This is a genomic window from Mesorhizobium sp. LCM 4577, assembly GCF_001854795.2.
GTDB classification, from domain to species: domain Bacteria; phylum Pseudomonadota; class Alphaproteobacteria; order Rhizobiales; family Rhizobiaceae; genus Mesorhizobium; species Mesorhizobium plurifarium.
Map to the genome: position 1 here is coordinate 73,332 of NZ_MDDU01000056.1, position 19,880 is coordinate 93,211.

Annotated in this window: 18 protein-coding genes; 10 read left to right on the plus strand and 8 right to left on the minus strand. The window is 64.7% G+C overall.

The window, feature by feature from the left end; all coding sequences use genetic code 11:
• Positions 1 to 32: 32 nt before the first annotated feature.
• On the minus strand, positions 33 to 1,586 hold the full coding sequence (locus LCM4577_RS33555; RefSeq protein ID WP_071074893.1) for an alkaline phosphatase family protein: 1,554 nt from the start codon (positions 1,584 to 1,586) through the stop codon (positions 33 to 35).
• 213 nt (positions 1,587 to 1,799) lie between these two features.
• Between LCM4577_RS33555 and LCM4577_RS33560 the strand changes: the two genes are divergently transcribed.
• The 4 genes from LCM4577_RS33560 to LCM4577_RS33575 all read left to right on the plus strand — a co-directional run bounded on the left by LCM4577_RS33560 (position 1,800) and on the right by LCM4577_RS33575 (position 4,982).
• Complete coding sequence (locus tag LCM4577_RS33560; RefSeq protein WP_040985045.1) at positions 1,800 to 2,732, plus strand: VOC family protein; 933 nt, start codon at positions 1,800 to 1,802, stop codon at positions 2,730 to 2,732.
• Between the two features lie 3 nt (positions 2,733 to 2,735).
• Positions 2,736 to 3,365, plus strand: coding sequence for an alpha/beta hydrolase (locus LCM4577_RS33565; protein WP_071074894.1), 630 nt, complete (start codon positions 2,736 to 2,738; stop codon positions 3,363 to 3,365).
• Complete coding sequence (locus LCM4577_RS33570) at positions 3,366 to 3,665, plus strand: GNAT family N-acetyltransferase (protein ID WP_071034417.1); 300 nt, start codon at positions 3,366 to 3,368, stop codon at positions 3,663 to 3,665.
• Positions 3,666 to 3,923: 258 nt separating this feature from the next.
• Positions 3,924 to 4,982 carry a dipeptidase gene (locus LCM4577_RS33575; protein WP_041000222.1) on the plus strand — a complete coding sequence of 353 codons (1,059 nt, stop codon included), beginning with the start codon at positions 3,924 to 3,926 and terminating at the stop codon, positions 4,980 to 4,982.
• Positions 4,983 to 4,988: 6 nt separating this feature from the next.
• On the opposite strand, the gene LCM4577_RS33580 is transcribed toward LCM4577_RS33575, so the two are convergent.
• The 4 genes from LCM4577_RS33580 to LCM4577_RS33595 form a co-directional block, all read right to left on the minus strand.
• The gene (locus LCM4577_RS33580; protein WP_071034421.1) at positions 4,989 to 5,246 is read right to left on the minus strand and encodes a hypothetical protein; all 258 of its coding nucleotides are present in this window, start codon (positions 5,244 to 5,246) and stop codon (positions 4,989 to 4,991) included.
• A 1-nt stretch (position 5,247) separates the two neighbouring features.
• A complete protein-coding gene (locus LCM4577_RS33585) occupies positions 5,248 to 6,477 on the minus strand; it encodes an aminomethyltransferase family protein (RefSeq protein WP_071074895.1) in 1,230 nt (409 codons plus the stop codon).
• Between the two features lie 210 nt (positions 6,478 to 6,687).
• The gene (locus LCM4577_RS33590; protein ID WP_071074896.1) at positions 6,688 to 8,262 is read right to left on the minus strand and encodes an NAD(P)/FAD-dependent oxidoreductase; all 1,575 of its coding nucleotides are present in this window, start codon (positions 8,260 to 8,262) and stop codon (positions 6,688 to 6,690) included.
• On the minus strand, positions 8,249 to 9,868 hold the full coding sequence (locus LCM4577_RS33595; RefSeq protein ID WP_071074897.1) for an NAD(P)/FAD-dependent oxidoreductase: 1,620 nt from the start codon (positions 9,866 to 9,868) through the stop codon (positions 8,249 to 8,251). Before LCM4577_RS33595 ends, LCM4577_RS33590 begins: the two co-directional genes overlap by 14 nt.
• A 255-nt stretch (positions 9,869 to 10,123) precedes the next feature.
• Here LCM4577_RS33595 and LCM4577_RS33600 point away from each other — a divergent pair, with 255 nt between their 5' ends.
• The 5 genes from LCM4577_RS33600 (at position 10,124) to LCM4577_RS33620 (ending at position 15,229) form a co-directional block, all read left to right on the plus strand.
• On the plus strand, positions 10,124 to 10,918 hold the full coding sequence (locus tag LCM4577_RS33600) for a class I SAM-dependent methyltransferase (protein ID WP_071074898.1): 795 nt from the start codon (positions 10,124 to 10,126) through the stop codon (positions 10,916 to 10,918).
• A 6-nt stretch (positions 10,919 to 10,924) separates the two neighbouring features.
• Positions 10,925 to 11,611, plus strand: a complete 687-nt coding sequence (betI, locus tag LCM4577_RS33605) for a transcriptional regulator BetI (RefSeq protein ID WP_071074899.1) — start codon at positions 10,925 to 10,927, stop codon at positions 11,609 to 11,611.
• 47 nt (positions 11,612 to 11,658) lie between these two features.
• Positions 11,659 to 12,741 carry an ABC transporter substrate-binding protein gene (locus LCM4577_RS33610; protein WP_041011248.1) on the plus strand — a complete coding sequence of 361 codons (1,083 nt, stop codon included), beginning with the start codon at positions 11,659 to 11,661 and terminating at the stop codon, positions 12,739 to 12,741.
• A 116-nt stretch (positions 12,742 to 12,857) separates the two neighbouring features.
• The gene (locus LCM4577_RS33615; protein ID WP_071074900.1) at positions 12,858 to 13,934 is read left to right on the plus strand and encodes an extracellular solute-binding protein; all 1,077 of its coding nucleotides are present in this window, start codon (positions 12,858 to 12,860) and stop codon (positions 13,932 to 13,934) included.
• Positions 13,931 to 15,229 carry a flavin monoamine oxidase family protein gene (locus LCM4577_RS33620; protein ID WP_071074901.1) on the plus strand — a complete coding sequence of 433 codons (1,299 nt, stop codon included), beginning with the start codon at positions 13,931 to 13,933 and terminating at the stop codon, positions 15,227 to 15,229. The genes LCM4577_RS33615 and LCM4577_RS33620 overlap by 4 nt, the downstream gene beginning before the upstream one ends.
• Here LCM4577_RS33620 and LCM4577_RS33625 read toward each other — a convergent pair.
• From LCM4577_RS33625 to LCM4577_RS33635, 3 genes are read right to left on the minus strand one after another with little or no spacing between them, the layout of a single operon-like run.
• Complete coding sequence (locus LCM4577_RS33625) at positions 15,193 to 16,266, minus strand: ABC transporter ATP-binding protein (RefSeq protein WP_040985026.1); 1,074 nt, start codon at positions 16,264 to 16,266, stop codon at positions 15,193 to 15,195. The genes LCM4577_RS33620 and LCM4577_RS33625 overlap by 37 nt on opposite strands.
• A gap of 37 nt (positions 16,267 to 16,303) precedes the next feature.
• Positions 16,304 to 17,125, minus strand: a complete 822-nt coding sequence (locus LCM4577_RS33630; RefSeq protein WP_041000243.1) for an ABC transporter permease — start codon at positions 17,123 to 17,125, stop codon at positions 16,304 to 16,306.
• On the minus strand, positions 17,122 to 18,039 hold the full coding sequence (locus tag LCM4577_RS33635) for an ABC transporter permease (protein WP_071074902.1): 918 nt from the start codon (positions 18,037 to 18,039) through the stop codon (positions 17,122 to 17,124). Before LCM4577_RS33635 ends, LCM4577_RS33630 begins: the two co-directional genes overlap by 4 nt.
• 290 nt (positions 18,040 to 18,329) lie before the next feature.
• On the opposite strand from LCM4577_RS33635, the gene LCM4577_RS33640 reads away from it, so the two are divergent.
• The gene (locus LCM4577_RS33640; protein ID WP_071034441.1) at positions 18,330 to 19,745 is read left to right on the plus strand and encodes an aminotransferase; all 1,416 of its coding nucleotides are present in this window, start codon (positions 18,330 to 18,332) and stop codon (positions 19,743 to 19,745) included.
• Positions 19,746 to 19,880 lie beyond the last annotated feature (135 nt).

The following is a 19,880-nucleotide window of genomic DNA, read 5'->3' on the forward strand; positions in this document are numbered from 1 at the left end:
CTGCCTACTGCCTACTGCCTACTGCCTACTGCCTACTGCCTACTCACGTACCCGACCACTCCATCTTCTGTCAGTTCCGCCAAGGCCAGCGACTGGTCGAGATGCGCGGCGCGCCAGGCGAGCATCTTTTCCGCGAACTCCAGCCGCACCGGCAGATAGGATGGATCTTCGGCGACATTGTTAAGCTCGCCTGGATCCTTCGACAGGTCGAACAGAAGCGGCGGCAGGCCACCGCCGAAATGGACATATTCGAAGTCCGCCGTGCGGATAACGGCGAGGTTGCAGGCGCGCGATTCGATACCGAAATGGCGTTCGGCCTCGCCTTTGGCGACCGTGCGGAAATCAAATTCCCAATGCGCGGCGTCGCGCCAGGTCTCCGGCCCCTTGCCGTCGAGCCAGGGCACCAGCGAGCGGCCGTCGAGATGGCGTTGCGGCGCGGCGCCGGTCACGTCGAGCAAGGTCGGGAAGATATCGACGGCCTCGGTGAAACGATCGACGGATACGCCGGCTGTCGCGCTGCGCCGCGGATCGCGGATGATCAGCGGAATGTGATAGCTGGCGTCGAAGAAGCTGCCCTTGCCGAGCATGAAATGGTCGCCCATCATCTCGGCATGGTCGGAGGTCAGCACGATGACAGTGTCGTCCCAGGCGCCCGCTGATTTGATCGCCTGCCAGACGCGGCCGAGCTGCGCGTCGACCTCGGAGATCATGCCGTAATAGATCGCGCGGATGCGGCGGAAATTCTCCTCGCTCCACTCCGCCACCTTGCCTTCGCTGCCGGGCACGAATTTTGTCCGCTTCTGCCGGTCGAGATCGTAGGCGAGATAGGAGTGGTTCGCAGCTTCGGCCTGCCAGCTTGCCGCGCGCTTGAAGGCGGGACCTTCAGCCGGATCGTACATGCTGTTGTAGGGCTCCGGCACGATGAAAGGCGGGTGCGGGCTGATGAAGGAGATATGCGCGAACCATGGCGCGCCCTCCTCCTGCTCGCCCAGCCAGCGAATGAATTCGCCGGCCAGGAAAGCGGTCGGCGTCTGGTCTTTCGAATAGACCGGCGGCGCGTTGGTCACATCGCCTTGGTCCTGGCCGCTGGCCGGACGGTGGATGCCGGGGCTTCCGGCGCTTGTGTCGACGCCTTGCGCCCGCAGCCATGACAGCCACTGCTTCTGATGCTCCGGCAGCGCCTGGCGCACGGTGAAGCCCGGCAGCACGCCTTCATAGCTGCGCAGCCGCGGATCCTCGGGCGAGAGTTGCCGGGGGTCGAGCGAGACATCGGTGTAGCCGAACAAAGTGGGGTCGTAGCCCGCCGCGCGCGCCGAAAGCGCGATGTTGCCATGACGCGCGTCGAGCGGCGTGCCGTTGCGGCAGACGCGATTGTTCATCTGATAGAGCCCGGTATAGAGGCAGGCACGGGCCGGCGAGCAGGGTGCTGCGCCGCCGTAGTGGCGGCGGAAAAGCACGCCTTCCGCGGCAAGCGCATCCGCATTCGGCGTCTTCACCACCGGATGGCCGGCGGCCGACAAGCAATCGCCGCGCCACTGGTCGCAGGTGATGAGGAGGACGTTCGGGCGGCTCGTCGGATGGTCCAAGATCGTCTCCTTATGGAAGCGCCCAGATGGAACGGAAATCACCGGCGTTGCAAGTCAATGCCGGTGATAGATTGGTGAACATATTTTGAACGATCGTTCACTTTTATGACACAGTCCATTCTGTGTTTGCCCGCTTTGCCGCCGGCCCACCCATCCTCATATTGGCGTGGACAGCGGCGAGGGCCGCACAAGAACACGGGAAGGAGCACGATCATGCTCAATCAGATCCAGGGTCTGCATCACGTCACTTCGATGGCGAGCGACGCACGTCGCAACAATGAGTTCTTCACGAAGAAGCTCGGCCTGCGCCGGGTGAAGAAAACAGTCAATTTCGACGCACCGGACGTCTACCACCTCTACTATGCCGACGAGGTCGGCACGCCGGGTTCGGTGATGACCTATTTCCCGTTCCCCGATATCGGCAAGGGTCGGCACGGCGTGGGCGAGGTCGGCACGACGGTGTTCTCCGTGCCGGAGGGCACGCTCGCCTATTGGGAAAAGCGCTTCGCCGACGAAGGCGTGGGCAATGTCGCCCGCACGGAAAGTTTTGGCGAGAAGCGGCTGACCTTCACCGGCCCGGACGGCGACAGCTTCGCGCTGGTCGAGGACAAGGCCGACAAGAGAGCGCCATGGGTCAAGGGCGGTGTTCCCGGCGACGAGGCGATCCGTGGCTTCCACTCGGTCTCGCTGCGGCTCAAGGATGGCGGCGCCACCGAGGAACTCTTGAAGTTCATGGGCTATGAGGAGGTCGACAAGTCCGGCAATATACGTCGGCTGGCGATCAAGAACGGCAATGGCGCCGATGTCGTCGACATCGAATCGCTGCCTGGCGCCGGCTTTGCCAATCTCGGCGCCGGCTCGGTGCATCACGTTGCCTTCGCGGTCGAGGATCGCGCCAAGCAGCTCGAAGTGCGCAAGGCCCTTGTCGACACGGGCTATGGCGTGACGCCGGTCATCGATCGCGACTATTTCTGGGCGATCTATTTCCGCACGCCGGGCGGCGTGTTGTTCGAGGTGGCGACCAACGAACCGGGTTTCGACCGCGACGAGGACACCGCGCATCTCGGCGAGGCGCTGAAGCTGCCGACGCAGCATCAGCATCTGCGGCCCTACCTCGAAGAACATCTGCAGAAGCTGGAAGACTGAGCCATGAGCAAGGACGCTTACATCCACAAGGTGCTGCCCGGTTCGCCGGGCAGCCCGCTGCTCTTCGTCTTCCACGGCACGGGCGCGGATGAGAACCAGCTTCTCGGTTTCGGCCGCGATCTTGTGCCTTCGGCGACGATCGTCTCGCCGCGCGGCGATGTCTCGGAGCATGGCGCCGCGCGTTTCTTCCGCCGCACTGGCGAGGGCGTCTACGACATGGACGACCTGACGCGGGCGACGGCGAAGATGGCGGGCTTCGTCAAGGCGCATGTCGAGGCGGCAAAGCCCTCGGCGGTGTTCGGCCTCGGCTATTCCAACGGCGCCAATATCCTGGCTTCGGTGGTATTCGCCGAGCCCGGCCTGTTCGATGCCACGGCGCTGATGCATCCGCTGATCCCGTTCGAACCGCAGGTGCAGGGCAGCCWTGCCGGCCGGCGCATCCTGATCACGGCCGGCAGGCGCGATCCGATCTGCCCGCCCAATTTGACGTCGCGGCTCGAGGCCTATTTGCGCGCCGACGGCGCCGATGCCACAGTGGAATGGCACGACGGCGGGCATGAGGTTCGGCCGAATGAAATCGAAGCGGCGCGGCGGCTTTTTGCCCCGGCGCCGGCTGCCGAAGGAGGCAACTAAATGGCTGACCAACTGCCCGAGATCGAACTGGAAGACCACGGCTCCAAGGGGCGCTATGTGCTGCGCGGACCCGGCGGCGCCGAGGCCGAGATGACCTTCACCAAGATCGGCGAGCACCAGCTCATCATCGATCATACGGAGGTGCCGGACGCCTTTCGCGGCCAGGGCGCCGGGCTTCGGCTCGTCACCCGCGCCGTCGAGGATGCGCGCGCCGCCGGCAAGAAGATCATCCCGCTCTGCCCCTTCGCCAACGCCCAGTTCCGCCGCCATCCGGAATGGGCGGATGTGCTGAAGCAGTAAGCACGGCGTTACCTTCTCCCCTTGTGGGAATTGAGGAATTGAGGAATTGAAGAACTGAAGAACTGGGGAATTTAGAAAAAAGCTCAGCGTCCGACGTGACGTCGCTTCTTCAATTCCTCAGTTCCTCAGTTCCCGCAGGGGGAAGAGGAAAAGGGTCAACCTTCGTATTTGCACCGCCCGGTCATCTTGCCTAAGTTGGCGGTTCGCTTCGGACGAAACCCGTCGTCCCGCCCGTCACCGATTTGAATGGCTCCCCTGATGACCGATACCGACCTGATCCCCGTTTTCGACGGACATAACGACACGCTGCTTCGGCTCTACCAGTCGAAGGAAGCCGATGTCGAAAAGCTGTTCATCGAGGGGACACCGGGCGGGCATATCGACCTGCCGCGCGCCCGGAAGGGCGGCTTTGCCGGCGGCATGTTCGCGATCTTTCCGCCGCCGGTCGAGAAGTCGAAGCGCAGCGCCGTGCCGCCGGCGCCGAGCGACAACGAGCCCCTGCCGCCGGAACTGCCGCAGGCAGAGGCGATCACCTCGACCATCGGCATGGCTTCGATCCTGTTTCGGCTGGAGCGCGCTGGCGCGCTGACCGTCTGCCGTAGCGCCGGCGATGTACGTGACGCGATGGCCAAGGGTTCGATCGCGGCGGTGTTCCACATCGAAGGCGTCGAGGCGATCGATCCCGGGCTCGCCATGCTCGACGTGCTGCATGCCGCGGGCCTGCGCTCGCTGGGCATCGTCTGGAGCCGTCCCAATGCCTTCGGCAATGGCGTGCCGTTCCGCTTCCCATCCTCGCCCGATACCGGGCCCGGCCTCACCGATGCCGGCAAGGCGCTGGTCAAGGCCTGCAACCAGCTCAGGATCATGATCGACCTGTCGCATCTCAACGAGAAGGGTTTTCGCGACGTGGCGGGCTTGAGCGACGCGCCGCTGGTCGCCACCCACTCCAACGTGCACGCGATCTGCGGTCATTCGCGCAACCTGACCGACTGGCAGCTCGGCGCGATCCGCGAATCGGGCGGCATGGTGGGCCTCAACTTCGCTACCGGCTTCCTGCGCGAGGACGGCCGCATGAATGCCGACACCAGCATCGACATCATGGTGCGCCATATCGACTCGCTCTTGCAGGCGCTGGGCGAGGACGGCGTCGGTCTCGGCTCCGATTTCGATGGCGCCATGATCCCGGCCCCCATCGGCGACGTCGCCGGCCTGCCCAAGCTCATCGACGCGCTGGCGGCGCGCGGTTTCGGCCGCGCTCTGATCGAGAAGATCGCTTATCGGAATTGGTTGAGCGTGCTGGAGCGCACAATAGGTTGAGCGGGACTACTGACCGTAGCCCATGCGCTTCAGCCATTCCTGACCGACGCCGCGGGCGCGGATGATCGCCAAGGGGTTTTCCGCGTCGAGCCGGGCGCAGATGCGGTAGACCTCCAGCGTCTCGGCGTTCATCTCGCCGCGCTTGAAGAAAAACATCGCCGCAGCGTAGCGGGTGCGGCCGGACCACATCTCGCCAAGCGGCGTGTTGACCAGCTCCCACTGCTCGGCGGCTTCCGTCTCCAGGTCTTCCGCTTCGCTTGCCATCTCAGAAATCCGCGGGCGGGTTGGCGGTGCGGCGGTCGAGCTTGATGAAGGGACGCGGCACCACCTTCGCCTTCTTCATCAGCTTCTGGTACTGCAGCTCGCGCGTGGCGTAAATCTCGACCCAGAGGTCGTCGACGATCGTTTCGCCATAGGGTCGCCGCAGCGAGGCGAGCGCGATGTTGCGCTTGGCCATGGGCGACCACATCGCCGCGCTCACCAATCCGATCTCCTGGCTTTTGCGGTAATAGACGATGGCATGCTCGGCCGGGATGTTGCCTTCGATCTCAAGTCCGACCAGCACGTGGCGCAGTTTCTTTTTCGCCCGCGCTTCGAGGATGGCGCGGYGGCCGTTGAAGTGTCCCTTGTCCGGATCGATCATGAAGCCGAGGCCGATCTCGTCGGGCATGCGCAAGCGGTCGGCGCGGATGGCGTGCTCGGCGGTGGTGAAGTCGGCATTGGCGACGATCAGGCCGGCTTCCAACCGGGCTCGGTTCAGCGCGGTATAGCCGATGGCGCGGATGCCGCGCAGCTCGCCGGCCGCCATCAGCCGGTCCCACAGGCTCAACGCCTTGTCAGCCGGCACGAACAGCTCGTAACCGAGATCGCCGGTGAAGCCGGTGCGCGAGATGGCGACGGTAGCGCCGTCATGCGCGAATTCGGCGAGGTCGAAGACCTTCAGCCGCTCGACACCGGCGAAACCGGCTTCGCGCAGGATGGCGAAGGAGGTCGGTCCTTGCAGCGCCAAGCCGGCGACAGCCTCCGTCTCTTCCTCGACACTGACCTCATAGCCGATCGCGCTGTCCAGCAGCCAAGGCAGATGCCGCTCCTGCGAGCACAGCCGGAAGCGCGTCGGCGAGAGCCGGAACAGCGTGCCGTCGTCCAGGACGAAACCTTCGTCGTCGCACCAGGCGGTGTAGTGGACCCGGCCGGGTTTTAGCTTGGTCACGTCGCGCAAGGTCACGCGATCGAGATAGGCCTCGGCGTCCGGGCCCTCGATCCGGTATTTGGTCATCGGCGAGATATCGAAGAGTGCGGCCTGGCTGCGGATGGCGAAATATTCGAGCTCCTCGTCCCATAGCGAATGCGGCGCGCGGTAGCCGGCCCAATTGTACCAGTCCTGCTTCAGCCCCAGCGCGTCGATGCGGGGCTGGAACGGTGTGCCCATGCGCAAAGTGCGGAAGTGGGATTGGTCGGCTGTACGCGCGGAGTTGATTTTCACATGACGATTCATGACGGCATTCCTTCGCGCCCCCCTCTGTCCTGCCGGACATCTCCCCCACAAGGGGGGAGATTGGCCGTCGCCGGCGATTTCGCCAATCTCCGGCGTTGCAGAAAGGGCGCCGACAAATCGAACTGCTCATCTCCCCCCAAGTGGGGGAGATGGCCGGCAGGCCAGAGGGGGGCGCCGTAGAGCGCAGCGTTTGTGAATAGCGAAATCATCTCATGCCCTCATCGCGATGATGCGGCGCGCGGCGTTGAGGCCGGGCGCGCCGGAGATGCCGCCGCCTGGATGCGAGCCGGCGCCGGCAAGGAACAGCCCTTCGAGCGGTGTGTCGTAGCCCGACCAGCCGGAGACCGGCCGCGACATCAGAATCTGGTCGGCCTGCAATTCGCCATGGTGCCAGTGGCCGCCCGGCATGCGGTAGCGTGCCTCGATGTCGGCGGGCGTCAGAAGCTCGGCGTGGCGCACGGTCGCGCCGATGCCAGGCGCGTAGGCTTCGAGCTGCGCCATGATAGCCTTGAGGAAGCGCGGCTTGCCGGCGACCCAGCCCTCCTTCAGCGCATAGGGCGCGTATTGCACCACGGCCGACAGCACGCAGGCGCCGGACGGGGCGAGCGATGGATCGGCCAGGCTGGGCAGCGTGATCTCCATCACCGGCTCGGGCGAGAACGCGCCATATTTCGACGGGTTGAAGGCGCGCTCGACATGGTCGGGCGAAGGCGCGATGACGAGGCGGCCCTTGTGGCCGGCGGCGTCGACGCCTGAGAATTGCGGCGGCCTGTCAAGCGCCAGATGGAGCTTCGCCGCATCGCCCTTCATGCGGATATTCCGGACCTTGCGCACAAAGCCGGTATCGACCTCGCGCGGGCCGACGAGATCGAGGATCGTCGTCGCCGGGTTCACCGCGGAAACGACGGTCCTTGCCCGCAGCGTCTCGCCGTCCTGCGTGACGACGCCGACGGCGCGGCCCTTTTCGACGATCACCCTGGCGACCGGCGAAGCCGGGCGGATCGAGACACCGGCCTTTTCCGCCGCCGCGCGGATGGCGGCGACGACGGCACCCATGCCGCCTTTCGGCTGCATCTGCGCGCCGGCAAGGCCGCCGATTTCGCCGGAAAGCCTGTAATAGAGGCCGAGCAGCGAGGTCGGCGAACGCGGGCCGAGGTGGCTGCCCAGCGTCGCGTCGAAGGCGAGCAGGCCCTTCAGCCGGTCGTCGGAAAGCTGCTCGTCGAGCAGGTCGTAGACATTCATCAGGAGCACGCGCAGGAAGTCGCGCATGTCTTCCTTGCCGAGCCGCTTCAGCGCCAGCGCGGTCTGGCCGAGCCCGGTCATTTCGGCGAGCGACATGTCGCCGAGGTCCGGCGGCCTGCGCGACAGGAACGACTTCAGCACGCCGGCATAGCGCAGCAATTGCGCGCGCAGCTCTTTCCAGGCGGATTGCTCCGCCGAGCTGGCCCCGGTCAGCACCTCACCATAGGCGCCGTGCAGCGTAAGCGGGCCGTCCTTCGACAGCGCCACCGACGGCACGAAGTCGCCGCGCTCGATCGTCAGCCCGTGCCGCTCCAGCTCCAGCGTCGTCACCACGTCGGGATGCAGGCGGTTGAGCAGATGCGCAACCGCGGAGACTCGAAAGCCCGGCGCGAATTCCTCGGTGCGCGCGGCGCCGCCGACCTCGTTGCCGRCTTCGAGCAGCAGCACCTTGCGACCCGACTTCGCCAGTGTGGCGGCGGCGACTAGGCCGTTATGGCCGCCGCCGATGACGATGGCGTCCCGGTTCAAATCAGATGACGTCATGGGCCGGGCTCATATGCAGGGTTGGCTTGGCGAGGTCGCGCAGGATCTCTGCGGCGGCGTTGCGTCCGGGCGCGCCCATCACGCCGCCGCCCGGATGGGTGGAGGAGCCGCACATATAGAGGCCGCCGACCGGCGAGCGGTATTGCGCGTAGCCCGGCACCGGGCGGTTGAAGAGCAACTGGTCGAAGGTGAGCTCACCCTGGAAGATGTTGCCTTCGGTGAGGCCGACCTCGGCCTCGATCTCGCGCGGCGTGCGCACTTCCATATGGACGATACGGTCGCGGAAGCCGGGCGAATATTGCGAGATCTGGGAAATCACGCTCTCGGCGAAGCCGTCGCGATCGGCATCGGTCCAGTCACGCCCGTCGATCTTCGGCGGCGCATATTGCACGAAGCAGCTCATGAAGTGCTTTCCCGGCGGCGCCATGGTCGGGTCGAGCGTGGTCGGGATCATCATGTCGAGGAAGGGATCGACCGACCAGCGCCCGGCCTTCCAGTCGTCATAGGCGCGCTCCATGCGCTCGATGGAATCGGTGAAATGCATGTCGGCGCGATAGACCGGCGAGTCCTTCGGCAGAGCAGGGAATTCGGGCAGCGAATCCAGCGCGATGTTGACCTTGCCGGACGAGCCGCGGATTTTGAAATTCCGGACGCGGCGCAGGAAGATATCGGGCAGTTCCTTCTCCTCGACCAGCTTCAGGAAGGTGCGCTTGACGTCGGCGTTGGAGATCACGAGCTTGCCGTGGATCTCCTCGCCGCCGGCCAGCACCACGCCCTTGGCTTTGCCGTTCCGGATCAGCACGTGGTCGACCTCGGCGCCGGTGCGGATGGTGCCGCCGGAGGCCTTGAAGGAGGCGGCCAGCGCCTTGGTGACGGCGCCCATGCCGCCGCGCGCATAGCCCCAGGCGCCGACCGAGCCGTCGACCTCGCCCATGTAATGGTGCAGCAGCACATAGGCCGTGCCGGGCGACATCGGCCCGAGCGCCGTGCCGATAATGCCGGAGAGCGCGAAGTTCGCCTTGATGACGTCGGTCTCGAAATACTCGTCGAGGAAGTCGGAGATCGACATCGTCCAGAAGCGCAGGGTCAGCGCCCGCTCCTCGGCTGAAAGCCCGGCGAATTTCTTGCCGAGATAGATGAGCTCGCCGAGGTCGCGCGGCCGAAAACTGGTCGGGTCGGGGGCGGTGCGCATCAAGAGCGGCTGGATGAAGCGACATTGCCTGGTGACGTCGCGCGAGTAGCGGTCATAGGCCTCGGCATCGCGCTTCGAGAAGCGGGCGAACTCGCGGCGATGCGCGTCATGGTCGCGATAGTTGGCGAGATAGTCGCCGTCGCGCGTGAACACCGCGCCGCCTTCATAGGAGATCACCTGCAGGCCGAAGCGCGGCAGCTCCAGGTCGCGCATGATCTCGGGCCTAAACAGCGAGCAGACATAGGAGCAGTTGGAATAGAGGAAGCCCGGCGTCAGCTCGCGGCTGGTGGCCGCGCCGCCGACCCAGTCGTTCTTCTCGACCACCAGCACGTCCAGCCCGGCGCGCTGCAGATAGCAGGCGTTGACCAGCCCGTTATGGCCGCCGCCGATGACGATCGCGTCCCATGCCTTCATGCGCGCTCAACCTTCATTCGGTCGCCCCTATCGTCTTGTTTTTGTGCAGTTCCGGGTGGAGAACCGCCTCACGCTCTTCCTGGAATTGCTCTGTGCTTTTGTTCCCCGATTGCCCGAATTTGGCACGGATCACGGATTTTTGTCTAGCCATTTTGAATGAATGTTCAACAAATGATGTTGCGTTTTCCTGTTGATGCGCTACGCTTTGCCGACATTCTGGACTGATCCGCATCGGCATTTGGGGTTGAGGGTCCGATGATCGAAACGRCTGACGCCGAGCCGGAATATGACGACACCGCCATTCGCTTCCTCGAAGCGCTGTGGGGCGAGGGCTACCTGTCGCCGGGTGGGCCGGACGAGGTCGACCGGGTGGTCGAAGGCCTCTCGCTCAAGGGCAAGACGATCCTCGATATCGGCTGCGGCGCCGGCGGCATCACGCTGCATCTGGTGGCAACGCACGGCGCGGCTCGAGCCACCGGCTTCGACGTCGAAAGGCCGGTGATCGAGAAGGCAAGGCGAAGAGCGGCAGCGCAAGGCCTCGAGGATCGTGTCAGTTTTGTCCAGGCGCCGCCGGGGCCGCTGCCGTTCACGGATGCTTCCTTCGACGTGGTCTTCTCCAAGGACGCGCTGCTGCATGTGTCGGACAAGGACGCGCTGTTCGCCGAGATCTTCCGCGTGCTGAAGCCGGGCGGGGTGTTTGCCGCGTCGAACTGGATGATCGGGCATGACGCGGAGCCGTCGCCTGAGATGAAGGCCTATGTAGCGGCCGAAGGGCTCTCCTTCGCCATGGCCTCACCGGCGCGCTATGCCGAAGCGATGCGGCGCGCCGGCTTCACCGGCATCGCCGTGCGCGACCGCAATCCGTGGTACCGCGAGGTGGCGCGGGAGGAGCTGGCACGGCTCAAGGGGCCGCTCTACGCGAAGGCCGCGGCAGCGGTCGGCGCGGCCTATGTCGACAAGAACATCAAGACCTGGGAGGCGATGCAGAAGGTGCTTGACAGTGGCGAGCACCGCCCCACTCATCTGCGCGGTTGGAAGCCGGTTGGATAGCCGGCGATGCTGGAGACCGTCACCCTTATGAAGACAGCAGCTGCCACCGACAACGTCGCTGAATCGGCACGAAAAGGCGACGCCGAAAAGCGCGGCCGCAAGGCCTCGAAGGAGGTCAGGCGGTTGCAGCTGATCGAGGCGACGATCGATTCACTGGCCAAGCGCGGTTATGCCGAAACGACGATGGCCGACGTGGCCGACGGCGCGGGCCTGTCGCGCGGCATCGTCAATTTCCATTTCGAGAGCAAGGAAAAGCTGCTCATCGCCACGCTGCAGCACATGTATGACGAGTATTCGGCGCACTGGCGCACCGCCCTGCAGAAGGCGGGCGACGATCCGGCGAGGCAGCTGCGGCAGCTGGTGTGGGCCGATTTCGACCGCTCGATCTGCAACAAGCGCAAGCTCGCCGCCTGGCTCGCCTTCTGGGGCGAGGCCAAGTCGCGGCCGACCTACCAGGCGCTGAGCAGCTCGCGCGACGCCTATTACCAGCAGGTCTTCATCGATCTCTGCACGACGCTCAAGGCAAGCGGCGACTACAGCTATGACCCCCAGGTCATCGCGCTGGCGCTCAGCGCCATGCTCGAGGGCTTGTGGCTGCGGCTGATGATGGGGACGGAGGACACCACGCGAGAGACCGCATTGCAGGCGGCGAACGCGTTTTTGGCCGCCGCCTTTCCGAAACATTACGGTTAGCAACAGCCGGCCAAACAAGACCGGCAACCAAAAGAGGATGGAACAGCATGAAGAAACTCAGCCGACGCCTGACACTGACCCTGGCGCTTGGGAGCGTGATCGCGGCTTCGGCGGTGGCGTTCGCCGTCGCCGCCGACAAGGACCTGATCGTGTTCGATTGGTCCGGCTATGAGGATCCGAGCTTCCACGGCAAATATGTCGAGAAGAACGGCGACTCGCCGACCTTCGCCTTCTTCGGCGACGAGGACGAGGCCTTCGAAAAGATCCGCTCCGGCTTCAAATCCGATCTCGGCCATCCGTGCTCGCAGAGCGTGGTGAAGTGGCGCGAGGCGGGGCTGCTGCAGCCGCTCGACACCTCGAAGATCGCCGGCTGGAAGGACCTCAATCCCGGCATCATGGCGATGAAGGACCTCGCCACCACGCCCGACGGCAAGGCCTGGTTCATGCCCTGGGACTGGGGCGACACCCAGCTTACCTACAATTCCGACAAGATCGCCGAGAAGGACGTGCAGTCGCTGAAGGCCTTCGCCGATCCGAAATACAAGGGCAGGGTCTCGATCGGCGACAATGTCGACGACGCCTACGCGCTGGCCAGCCTCGCCATCGGGCTCAAGGACTGGACCAAGATGACGGACGACCAGTTCAAACAGGCGTCCGACTTCCTGCGCCAGGTGCACAAGAATGTCCGCTCCTACTGGACCGACACCACCGACATCGTGCAGCTGCTCTCCGGCGGCGAGGTCGATCTCGCCTGGGCCTGGAACGACGCGACGGTGCAGTCGGTCAAGGCCGGCGTGCCGATCAAGTCCAAGAAGGACACCGACGAGGGCATGTCGACCTGGGTGTGCGGCTATGTGCTGTTCAAGGACGCGCCGGGCAACATCGACAAGGCCTATGACTATCTCAATGCGGTCAACGACCCCGAAGTCGCCAAGACGCTGGTCAAGGACTGGGGCTACGGCCAGGCCAACGCCAAGGGCATGGCCGGCGTCGACCCGGCGGTGCTGAAGGAAAAGGGCTACGACAACGTCGAAAAATGGGTCGACAAGACGCTGTTCCAGCAGCCCCTGCCTTCCGAGCTCAAGCTGAAGATGATCGCCGAATTCGAGAAGATCAAAGCCGGCTATTGAGCTGAATTCTAGCGGCCCGCTTACTTGCCAAGCAGAGCAAAGTGAGCGGGCTCGCCAAAGCTTCTGAATTCTCCTAACTTCCTCCCATCGTCCGCGATGGGGGAGTTTCTCGCGCCATGAAAACCATGCTTCGCCGTCTTGCCTTGGCTGCCGTCGTCACCGTCGGCGCTGGCTCCGCCCATGCGCTTGCCGAAGGCGGCGGCGACCTCGTCGTCTTCGACTGGTCCGGCTACGAGGATCCGCTGCTGCATCCGGTCTACACCGCCAAATACAATGCCGAGCCGACCTTCTCTTTCTTCGGCGACGAGGACGAGGCCTTCGAGAAGATGCGCGCCGGCTTCAAGGCCGATGTCGCGCACCCCTGCTCGCAAAGCGTGGTGAAATGGCGCGAGGCCGGCTTGCTGCAGCCGCTCGACACCTCGAAGATCGTCGGCTGGAAGGACCTCAACCCGGGCATCATGGCGATGAAGGACCTCGCCACCACCGCCGACGGCAAGGCCTGGTTCATGCCTTTCGACTGGGGCAACACCTCGCTGCTCTACCGCACCGACAAGGTTACGGCGGAGGAGGCGCAGTCGCTGAAGATCTTCGCCGACCCGAAGTTCAAGGGCCGCGTTACCATCGGCGACAATGTCGACGACGCCTATGCGCTGGCGAGCCTGGTCATCGGCCTGAAAGACTGGACCAAGATGACTGACGAGCAGTTCAAACAGGCCTCCGCCTTCCTGCGCGACGTGCACAAGAATGTCCGCTTCTACTGGACCGACGATACCGACCTCAACCAGGCCTTCACGGGCAATGAAGTCGATCTGGTCTGGGGCTGGAACGAGACCTATGTGACGTTGAAGGGCCAGGGCATGCCGATCGCCATGAACCGCGACACCAAGGAAGGCATCTCGACCTGGGTGTGCGGTTATGTGCTGCTCAAGGATGCGCCGGGCAAGCTCGACCAGGCCTATGATTTCCTGAGCGCCGTCAACGCTCCGGGTGTTTCGGAGTATATGGTGAAGACCTTCGGCTACGGCCACGGCAACAGCGCCGGCATGGCGGCGATGGACCAGAAGCTGCTCACCGAGCGCGGCTTCGACAATCTCGACAAGTTCCTCGACAAAACGTTGTTCCAGCAGCCGGTTGCGCCGGACCTCAAGCAGCGCATGGTCGCCGAGTTCGAGAAGATCAAGGCCGGCTATTGAAGAGCGGCATCGAAAGAACCGACGTCGTCATCGTCGGCGCCGGCTTCACCGGCCTGTCGGCCGCGCTCGAGTTGAAGCGCGCCGGCATCGATTTCCTTGTCCTTGAAGCACGCGAGCGCGTCGGCGGCAGGGTGGAGGCCGTCCGCAACGGGCTCGGCGAGCTGATCGACAGCGGCGGCCAGTTCCTGTGCCAGGACATGCCCGAGCTGATGGCGATGGCCAAGACACGCGGCAAGACCTTCGTCGAAACCTATATCGAAGGGGAGTTCATCACTCATCCGTCGATGTCGGTCGACGAAGCCGAACGGACCTACCAGGTCGCGATGGCGATCCGGGAGCGGATGAACAAGATCGAGCCGGACGATCCGTCGATCGCCGGCTTGACCGTCGCGACATGGCTCGAGCGCCAGAGCGACACGGCTGACGCCAAGGCAGCCTTCTGTTCGATGATCGAGGGCCTGTGGTGCCTGGCGTTGGACAGGGTGCCGCTCTGGTACCTGATCGACAATGACCGCCGCATCACCAACGAGGTGTTCGAGCTGCAGTATTTTCTGGGCGACACCATGCAATTGCTGGCCGAGGACCTCGCCGCCGCGCTCGGCGACCGGCTACGACTGAACGAAGCGGTGGCGCGTGTCGAGCGCGCCCCGCAAGGCGTTCGCGTCAGCACCGGCGCGGCTACGATCGAAGCGCGCGAGGTCCTGATCGCGCTGCCGCCGGCGACGGCCGCGAAGCTCGATTTCGCGCCGGCTTTGCCGGCGGAGCTCGCAAGCGCGCTCGGCGTCTGGGAGAGCGGCGCGGTGATCAAGATCCTGGTGCGCTACGCCAAGCCGTTCTGGCGCGAGCAAGGCCTGTGCGGCATGGTGATGTGGCGCGATCAGCCCGGCCTGTTTGCCTGCGACGCCAGCACGGATGCCGACCACGCCGCGCTTGTCGTCTTTGTCGGCGGACCGCTGGCGCTGCGCTGGCATCCGGTCAGCGCGGCGGCGTTGCGGGCGGAAATCACAGCGAGGCTTGTCCTGGCGCTCGGGCCAGAGGCCGCCGACATCGTCGATTTCAGCGCGCGCGACTGGACGCATGACCGCTGGAGCGGCGGCGCCTATAGCGACCTCATCATCGACGTGACGGCGCGCGATGCCGAGCGCGTCATCCTGGCCGGCGCGCCGCCGGTCTATTTCGCCGCTTCGGAGCTCTCGCCGTCTTTCCCGGGTTATGTCGAAGGCGCGATCGTCGCCGGCCGCATCGCGGCCGGCAAGATTCAGTCGGCCATCGCCACCAGAGCTTCAGGATCATAGGCGAGGCGGATCGGCGCGCCGACCGGAATGTCGTCGGCGCCGAAATCGTTGGTCTCGGTGACCGAGAGCGGCTTTTCGAGCCCCGGTATCTCGACGATCAGATGCGTGATCTCGCCGAAATAGTGGCGCTCGACGACCTTGCCGGCGACCTCGAACTTCGCCGTCGCATTGTCCCACAAAACGCGCAGCCGCTCGGGGCGGATGCCAAGCGTCGCCGCGCCGCCATTGCGCACGAACGCCTTCGGCTTGTCGGTCCTGACGCGGCCGAAGCCCAGCGTGTCGAGCACCAGCGAAGCGCCGTTCTCCTCGACGATCTCGGCCTTGACGAAGTTCATGCCGCCGAGGAAATCGGCCACCTGGCGGTTGACCGGGCGCTGGTAGATCTCTTTGGGCGAGGCGACCTGCGCGATGCGGCCGCCGAACATCACCGCGATGCGGTCCGACATGGCGAGCGCCTCGTACTGGTCATGCGTGACCAGCACGAAGGTGATGCCGACCGCCTGCTGCAGCCGGCGCAGCTCGACCTGCATCTGCTCGCGCAGCTTCTTGTCGAGCGCCGAAAGCGGCTCGTCGAGCAGCAGCACCTTGGGGCGCATGACCAGGGCGCGGGCCAAAGCCACGCGCTGGCGTTGGCCGCCGGAAAGCTCGGTGGCACGGCGCTTGCCGAGGCCCGTCAGCGACACCTGCGCCAGCGCCTCCTCGACACGGCGCTTCTCCTCGCCGGCCTCCAGCTTCAGCCGCTTCAAACCATAGGCGACATTCTGCTCGACATTGAGATGCGGGAAGATCGCATAGCTCTGGAAGACCATGTTGGTCGGGCGGCGGTTGGCGGGAATGCCGTCCATCGGCTGGCCATCGACGGCGATGGAGCCGCTGGTCGGCGTGTCGAAGCCGGCGATCATGCGCAACAGCGTGGTCTTGCCGCAGCCGGAAGGCCCGAGCAGCGAGAAGAACTCGCCTTCGCGGATCGAGAGCGAGGCGTTGTCCAGCGCCTTGAACGATCCGTAGCTGCGGGTCACGTCGCGGATCTCGATCATGGTCCGGTCGGCTTGGACACGCTCGGATTGGACCCGCTCAAGCATAGAGGCCTCCCTCGTTCTGGGTGCGTCTCGCCGCGCGGCGGCGCAGGATTTCGGCAATCGTCATCAGCACGAAGGATGCGAAGAGCAGCAAGGTGCCGAGCGCCAGCACGCCTGGAAGCTTGGCCGCGAAACGCAGCTGGCCCCAGATGTAGATCGGCAGCGTCGCCTCGGTGCCGGTGAGGAAAAAGGCGATGATGAACTCGTCCAGCGAGATGGTGAAGCAGACGAGCAGGCTGGAGATGATCGCCGGCGCTACCATGGGCAGCGTCACCCGCCGGAAAGTGCCGAAGGCGCTCTCGCCGAGATCGGCGGAAGCCTCCTCCAGGCTGCGATCGAAGCCTTCGAAGCCTGAGGTCAGCACGGTCATCGAATAGGGGATGCAGACCAGCACATGGCCGAGCACGACGGTGAAGAGCGACAGGCTGAGGCCGAGCTGCAGCATGACCAAAAGCATGGAGATGGCGACGATCACCTCCGGCAGCACCAGCGGCGCCATGATCAGGCCGTTGATGGCGCGGCGGCCGGGGTAGCGGTAGCGGGTGATCGAGCGGGCCGCGAGGATGCCCAGCACCGTCGACAGGATCGAGGCGGAGATGCCGACGATCAGGCTGTTCCAGGTGGCGTCGATCAGCGCCGGCGTGCGCGGCAGGTCCTCGTACCAGTGAAGGGTGACGCCCGAGAGCGGGAATTTGGGCGTCGCCGCCGTGTTGATCGAGAAGATCGGCAGGAAGATCACCGGCAGATAGAGGAACAGCAGATAGAGGACGGCGTAAGTCGAAAGCCAGCCGGGCAAGAAACGTCTTATCGCCGTCATCGCGCCAGCCTCTGCAGGGCGCGGATGACCAGCACGGTGGCGCCGGCCATCAGCGAGACGATGATCATGGTGGTGACGGAGAGCGCCGCGCCCAGCGGCCAGTTCGACGCCTTGCCGAACTGCGCCTGGATGGCGTTGGCGATCATGACGCCGTCCTTGCCGCCGACGAGCTTCGGCGTGACATAGTCGCCGACGGTGGGGATCATGACGATCAACGCGGCCGAGATGACGCCGGGCGCCGACAGCGGCAGGGTCACGCGCAGGAAGGAGCGCAGCGGCCCGTCGCCGAGGTCGGTCGCCGCCTCGACCAGGGTCCGGTCGACCTTCTCCAGGGAAACGAAGATCGGCAGGATGGCGAAGGTCGCCCAGGCATGAGTGAGCGTGATGATGACGGCGCTGGAATTGTAGAGCAGGGCCGTCGAGGGCTCGTCGATGATGCCGAGGCCCATCAGGCCGGAGTTGAGCACGCCGTTGTAGCCGAGGATTACCTTCCACGACATCACGCGCAGCAGGTAGCTGGTCCAGAACGGGATGGTGATGAGGAAGAGCCACAGGCTCTTGTGGCGGCCGCCATGGAAGGAAATGAAATAGGCGATCGGGTAGGCAAGCGCCACCGTCAGCAGGCTGACCGTCAGCGAGATGTAGAGCGAGCGCCAGAGCAGGTCGCGATAGATCGGCTCGGTCAGCGCGATCCGGTAGTTCTCCAGCGTGAAGGTGTGGTCGATGGTGAGATAGTTCTGCGTCCAGAAGGAATGGGCGATGACGACCAGGATCGGCAGGACGAGGAGAATAAGGGCGTAGACGAAGGTGGGACTGATCAGGGCAAAGCCCTGGACGGCTTCCGACTGCAGAAGGGGACTTCGTCTGGATCCCGCCAAGCGCAACGGGGGCGACCCTTCCGCCGCAACCGTCATTGCAGTGCTCCAGGCGTGATTTCGGTAGCTGGCTCGGACTGTCCCGCCATGCGGCCTTCCCATTCGTGAGCCGGTCGCCTGTTCCCGAATTATGCTTGGAGCGCGATCGCTCCCTGGCTTGCCGGCTTTCTTTCATCATGAGCGCATCCGCCGATTGAAATCAAGCGCTATTTCTGCGATATTGATTGAACGGATATTCAAAATGAGGTGATGAAAAGCCGAATTCCCACGGCTTTCCGCGCCGTTTGATATTCGGTGAAAATTTGGCAACCTGGCGATGCGAGGCGAAAATGGCGGCTCAAAGCAAGATCAAGGCAAGCGAACTCATCGGACCTGATGACGACGCGGTCGAGCTCGCCAAGCGCCATCTCGTCCAGCCCTGGCCCTATGCCGGCTCGGTCGGCAACGAGGCGCGGGCGCTGATCGGCGAGGGCGACGGCATCTATATCACCGACGCCGCAGGCAAGCGCCTGATCGACGGCCCGGCCGGCATGTGGTGCATCAATGTCGGCCATCGCCGCGAGGAGTTGGCCAGGGTCATGTACGACCAGGCAATGGCGCTCTCCTACAACACGCCGTGGTACACGATGAACGCGCCCTCGGCCGAGCTCGCCCGGCGCATCGCCGATGCGGCACCTGGCGATCTCAGCCACACCTTCTTCACCACCGGCGGTTCGTCGGCGGTGGAGACGGCGCTGCGCTTCATGCAGTTCTACAACAATGTGCGGGGACGACCGGAGAAGAAGCTGATCCTCAGCCGCGGTGGCGCTTATCACGGCTCGACCTATCTGTCGGCTTCGCTCAACGGCCGGCCGCGCGACCGCGACTGGATGGACGGCGCCGACGAGCTGGTGGTGAAGCTGTCCTCGCCCGATCCGTTCCGGCGGCCGAAGGAGATGAGCATCGCCGCCTTCACCGATTTCCTCGTCGATCAGTTCCGCGATACCGTCGCGCGTGTCGGCGCGGAGCGCATCGGCGCCTTTGTCGGCGAGCCGGTGCAGGCTTCCGGCGGCGTCGTCGTGCCGCCGGACGGGTATCTGAAGCGCGTCCGCGAGATCTGCCGCGAGAACGATATCCTTTATGTCTCGGACGAGGTGGTGACCGGCTTCGGGCGGCTCGGCCATGTCTTTGCCTCGGGCGACGTGTTTGGCATCGATCCGGACATGATCACCTTCGCCAAGGGAGTCACATCGGGCTATTTCCCGCTCGGCGGCGTCATCATCTCGGAGCGGCTGCTGGAAGAGCTGCGCAGGTCCAACCATCCCGACGCGCTGTTCGGCCATGGTTTGACCTATACCAGCCATCCGATCGGCTGCGCGGTGGCGTTGAAGAACCTCGACTTGCTGGAAGAGGGCGTGCTTGCCCACACGCGCGAGATCGCGCCCTATTTCCAGGCGCGGCTCAAGACGCTGGAAGAGCTGCCGCTGGTCGGCGAGGTGCGCGGCGTCGGCCTGATGGCTTGCGTGGAATGCGTCGCCGATCGCGAGAGCAAGGACGCGCTGCAGCTCGACAAGGATGTCGGAAAGCGCATCGACGCGCATTGCCACGAGCTCGGCCTTCTGGTGCGGCCGCTGATCAACATGTGCGTGATGTCGCCGCCGCTGATCATCACCAAAGAGCAGGTCGACGATATGGTGGCGATCCTGCGCGAAGGCATTTCGCGGACCATGGATGATCTCAGGAAGGAAGGGGCGTGGAGGGGGTGATTAGCCCTTTCCTTCTCCCCGTTTACGGGGAGAAGGTGCCCAACGGGCGGATGAGGGGCGGCGCCGACGTTGGCGGCTGGCCGCGTATGGGGACTCATCCGTCTGAGACGATAGCCTCGCGGCCTCCGTGGGCGG